Raw genomic sequence first — 3,724 nt, 5'->3', positions numbered from 1 at the left:
CCGCGTAGGTGGGGTCGAGCGCGTGCTCGGCGTCGATGAAGGCCGCCGTGCCGCCGGCCTTCTGGCACTCGGCGATGACCTGCAGGGTGAGCGTGGTCTTGCCCGAGGACTCAGGACCATAGATCTCGATGACGCGGCCCTTGGGCAGGCCGCCGATGCCCAGCGCGATATCGAGCATCAGCGAGCCCGTGCCGATGACTTCGGCCGGCTCGGTGCTCTTGTCGCCCATGCGCATGACCGCGCCCTTGCCGAACTGCTTTTCGATCTGGCTCAGGGCGGCGGTGAGAGCGCGCTTCTTGTTTTCGTCCATCGCGGCACTCTTCTTGTTGTCGTCCATCGTGGAGCTCCTCGGGGTTACGTTTTTGGTTGCGGCCAGATTAGGGGGTGGAAGTCTCACGGACTGAGAAGCCGCCTGTGGATCGGAATTTAGATCTTCCGGCGGCTTGGCGGCATCGGAAGCCGCTTCGATGCGCTGTAGGGAAAGCGACTTCTTGGCCGGTGATTTCTTGTTTCCAAAGCTCATCGGTTCGGCCTCACCAGGCCGCAGTAAAGGCCCTCGATGGCGAAGTCCTGGTCGGGCTTGACCACGATGGGGGCGAAGTCGGGGTTGCGGGGCAACAGTCTGATGGCGTCTTTCCCTATCTTGAGCAGCTTGACCGTGATTTCGTCGTCGATGCGTGCGACCACGATCTGGCCGCTGCGGGCGTCGGAGGTGCGGTGCACGCCGATCAGGTCGCCGTGCAGGATGCCTTCGTCGCGCATCGAGTCGCCCTTCACCTTGAGCAGGTAGTCGGGCGAGGGCTGGAAGAACACCCGGTCGAGCAGGACCATGTCGTGGTGGCCGGCGTCGGCGCCGATGGGCAGGCCGGCGGCTACCTGGCCCAGCACCGGCAGGCGGAGAAGATCGCCCCCGACCGCCGGGACGAGGTCGGCGGCCGGGGACGATACAAGACGGATACCCCGCGCCTGGCCCGGCACGCGCCGGATGGCGCCCGCCTGCTCGAGGGCTTCGAGGTGGTATTGGGCCGCGCGCACGCCTTTGAAGCCAAAGGCGTGGGCGATTTCGACCTGGGAGGGCGGCACGCCGTCGGCGTCGATGCGCTCGGCGATCATGGCGAGGATGGCGTGCTGGGTGTCTGAGATATTCATTAGTAGTAATACTACTAACAACCCTCCCCCGCCTGTCAAGCCTTTACTGCGCCAGCTTGAGCAGGCCCTGCAGGGAGGCCTCGACGGTCTGCCGGCGCACCGAATCGCGATCCCCGTCGAAGTGGAACAGTTCGGCCTTGGGATAGCCGCCGCGGCGCTTCCAGCCGATCCACACCGTGCCCAGTGGCTTGTCGGGGGTTCCGCCGCCCGGGCCGGCGATGCCGGTCACCGCCACCGCGATGCTGGCGCCCGAGGTCACCAGGGCGCCCGACACCATTTCCATCACCGTTTCGCGGCTGACCGCGCCGTGCTCGGTGAGGGTCTCGGGGCGCACGCCCAGCAGCGCCTGCTTGGCTTCGTAGCTGTAGGCGGCCATGCCGCAGTCGAACCAGCCCGAACAGCCCGGGATGTCGGTGATGGTCTTGGCGATCCAGCCGCCGGTGCAGCTCTCGGCGGTGGCCAGCATCAGGTGCCTGGCCTGGAGCGCGGCGCCGACCTGTTCAGCCAGCTGGTGCAGCAGATCGTCGTTGGGCAGCGTTCTGGAATCCATGCCCATAGCGTAGTCGGAGCGCGTTCGACTGGCTAGCTCGCAGGCCCGGGGCCGACCCGCTTGACTTCTTTGTCTACAGATGTAATCTAATGCCTCGTTTACAAGCGTAGACAAAGACATGCAGATCAGCGAAGCCGAAAGCGTCGTCATGGAAGTGCTCTGGCGCGGCAGCCCCCGCACCGCCGAAGAAGTGATCGCCGAACTGTCCCGCGACCAGGACTGGCAGGTGTCCACCATCAAGACCCTGCTCGGGCGGCTGGTGAAGAAGGGCGCCGTGGATGCCGCGAAGGACGGTCGTCGCTTCAGCTACTCGCCCGTGCTGACGCGCGAGGCCTGGGTGCAGGGCCAGAGCAGCAGCCTGCTCGAGCGCGTTTTCGACGGCCGGCTGGCGCCGCTGATCGCCCACTTCACCGAAACCCGGAAGCTCACGCGCAAGGACATCGCCGATGTGAAGCGCCTGCTGGAGGAACTCGACGATGGCAAGTGACGTGCTGGTTGAACTGATGCAGGCCACGCTGGCGCTCACCCTGGGCATGGGCCTGGTGGCCCTGGTGCGCGCGCCGTTGCGCCGATGGCTGGGTGCCCAGGCCGTCTACGCTTGTTGGGCACTGGTGCCTCTGGCCGTGGTGGCGGTGCTGCTGCCTGCGCCGCGCGGCGGCAGGACCTTGGCCACCTTGACCGCCGTCACCGACCTCGTGCCGGCCGGGGCGGGCGCCTCGTCGCCCCTGCCCCTTTGGTCCGCGATGCTGGGCCTCTGGCTGCTGGGTGCCGTCGTACTTGCCCTGGTGATGGTCGCGCGGCAGCTGCGCTTCCACCGCAGCGTGCAGCGCCGTCCCACGCAGCCGCACGACGTGTCGCCGTTGGCCACGCCGGCCGTGGCCGGCCTGCTCCGGCCGCGCGTGGTGCTGCCGGCCGATTTCGCCACCCGCTACACCGCCGACGAACAGCGCCTGGTGATCGCGCACGAACAGCTGCACATCGAGCGCGGCGACATTCCCGCCCAGGCCCTGGCCACGCTGCTGCGCTGCGTGTTCTGGTTCCACCCGCTGGTGCACGTCGCGGCGACCCGCTTCCGCTTCGACCAGGAACTGGCCTGCGATGCCGCGGTGCTGGCGCGCCACCCCGATTCGCGCCGCCGCTATGGCGAGGCGATGTTCAAGACCCAACTGGCCGAGTACGGCCTTCCCGTGGGCTGCCACTGGCAGTCCAGCCATCCCCTGAAGGAGAGAGTCGCCATGCTCAACCAACCCATCCCCGGCAAAGCCCGTCGTCGTGCAGGTTCGGTCCTGGTCGCGTCGCTGCTGGCCATCGCCACGTTCAGCGCCTGGGCCGCGCAGCCCGCGACGCCGACGGTGGTCAAGGGGCTGCAAGCCGCCACCGACGACGACGTCCTGACGCAGCCCAAGTACCCCGCCAGCGCCCTCGCCCAAGGCATCAGCGGTCGGGTCGACCTCGACGTGCTGGTGGGCACGGATGGGCGGCCGGAGGAAATCCGCGTGGTGACGTCCCGGCCCGAGGGCGTGTTCGACAAGGTCGCCGTGGAGGCTGCGCAACAGTGGCAGTTCAACGCCGGACGCAACGGCTTGCGCGGCGAAAAGGTGGAAGGTTGGGTGCGGATACCGGTCCAGTTCACGGCGGACGCTCCGCCCGAGGGCACGCAGGTCGACCACGGCAGCTGACGCGCGGGCGGCGGGCCATCGCGGCCCGCTGCCCTTCTCCGCGCCACCCGGCCGCATGCGGCACAATGCAGCAGATCCGACGGCGACTCCCCGGCCGTCCCCTCCCTGACTGCCCGCCCCCATGTCTGCCCAAGATTCGAACGCGCCCGCGCACACGCCCCTGATGAAGCAGTTCTTCGCCGCCAAGGCGGAGCACCCGGACATCCTGCTGCTGTTCCGGATGGGCGACTTCTACGAGCTGTTCTACGACGACGCGCGCAAGGCCGCGCGCCTGCTCGACATCACCCTCACCCAGCGCGGCGCCTCGGCCGGCGCGCCCATCCCGATGGCCGGCGTGCCGGTGCAC

The 3,724-nt window shown here is 68.2% G+C and carries 5 protein-coding genes and 1 pseudogene; 3 read left to right on the top strand and 3 right to left on the bottom strand.

The annotated features are described in order from the left end of the window. The 3 genes and pseudogenes from K0M70_RS06540 to K0M70_RS06530 all read right to left on the bottom strand — a co-directional run. Positions 1-310 (bottom strand): annotated as a pseudogene (locus tag K0M70_RS06540) (DNA recombination/repair protein RecA); the annotation flags it as partial. Between the two features lie 209 nt (positions 311-519). Then, entirely contained in the window at positions 520-1,149 is a 630-nt protein-coding gene (gene lexA, locus K0M70_RS06535; RefSeq protein WP_290780808.1) for a transcriptional repressor LexA, read from the bottom strand. Positions 1,150-1,192: 43 nt separating this feature from the next. Next, entirely contained in the window at positions 1,193-1,699 is a 507-nt protein-coding gene (locus K0M70_RS06530) for a CinA family protein (protein ID WP_290780807.1), read from the bottom strand. A 118-nt stretch (positions 1,700-1,817) separates the two neighbouring features. Here K0M70_RS06530 and K0M70_RS06525 point away from each other — a divergent pair, with 118 nt between their 5' ends. From K0M70_RS06525 to K0M70_RS06515, 3 genes are all read left to right on the top strand, one after another. Beyond that, positions 1,818-2,186 carry a BlaI/MecI/CopY family transcriptional regulator gene (locus tag K0M70_RS06525; protein ID WP_290780806.1) on the top strand — a complete coding sequence of 123 codons (369 nt, stop codon included), beginning with the start codon at positions 1,818-1,820 and terminating at the stop codon, positions 2,184-2,186. Next, positions 2,176-3,378: a TonB family protein gene (locus tag K0M70_RS06520; protein WP_290780805.1), complete on the top strand. Its 1,203-nt coding sequence runs from the start codon at positions 2,176-2,178 to the stop codon at positions 3,376-3,378. The genes K0M70_RS06525 and K0M70_RS06520 overlap by 11 nt, the downstream gene beginning before the upstream one ends. A gap of 121 nt (positions 3,379-3,499) precedes the next feature. Then, positions 3,500-3,724, top strand: a 225-nt coding sequence (locus tag K0M70_RS06515; protein WP_290780803.1) for a hypothetical protein, incomplete at its 3' end; no start/stop codon positions are given.

This window comes from Arenimonas sp., from assembly GCF_019459675.1.
Classification (GTDB): Bacteria; Pseudomonadota; Gammaproteobacteria; order Xanthomonadales; family Xanthomonadaceae; genus Arenimonas.
Note: the sequence above shows the minus strand (reverse complement) of the source record. Positions and strands in the feature narration are given on the sequence as shown.

Excerpts from the sequence above, each read along its gene's own strand:
- K0M70_RS06520 (WP_290780805.1), top strand. The coding sequence starts at position 2,176 with ATGGCAAGTGACGTGCTGGTTGAACTGATGCAGGCCACGCTGGCGCTC.
- lexA (WP_290780808.1), bottom strand. The coding sequence starts at position 1,149 with ATGAATATCTCAGACACCCAGCACGCCATCCTCGCCATGATCGCCGAG.
- K0M70_RS06525 (WP_290780806.1), top strand. The coding sequence starts at position 1,818 with ATGCAGATCAGCGAAGCCGAAAGCGTCGTCATGGAAGTGCTCTGGCGC.
- K0M70_RS06530 (WP_290780807.1), bottom strand. The coding sequence starts at position 1,699 with ATGGATTCCAGAACGCTGCCCAACGACGATCTGCTGCACCAGCTGGCT.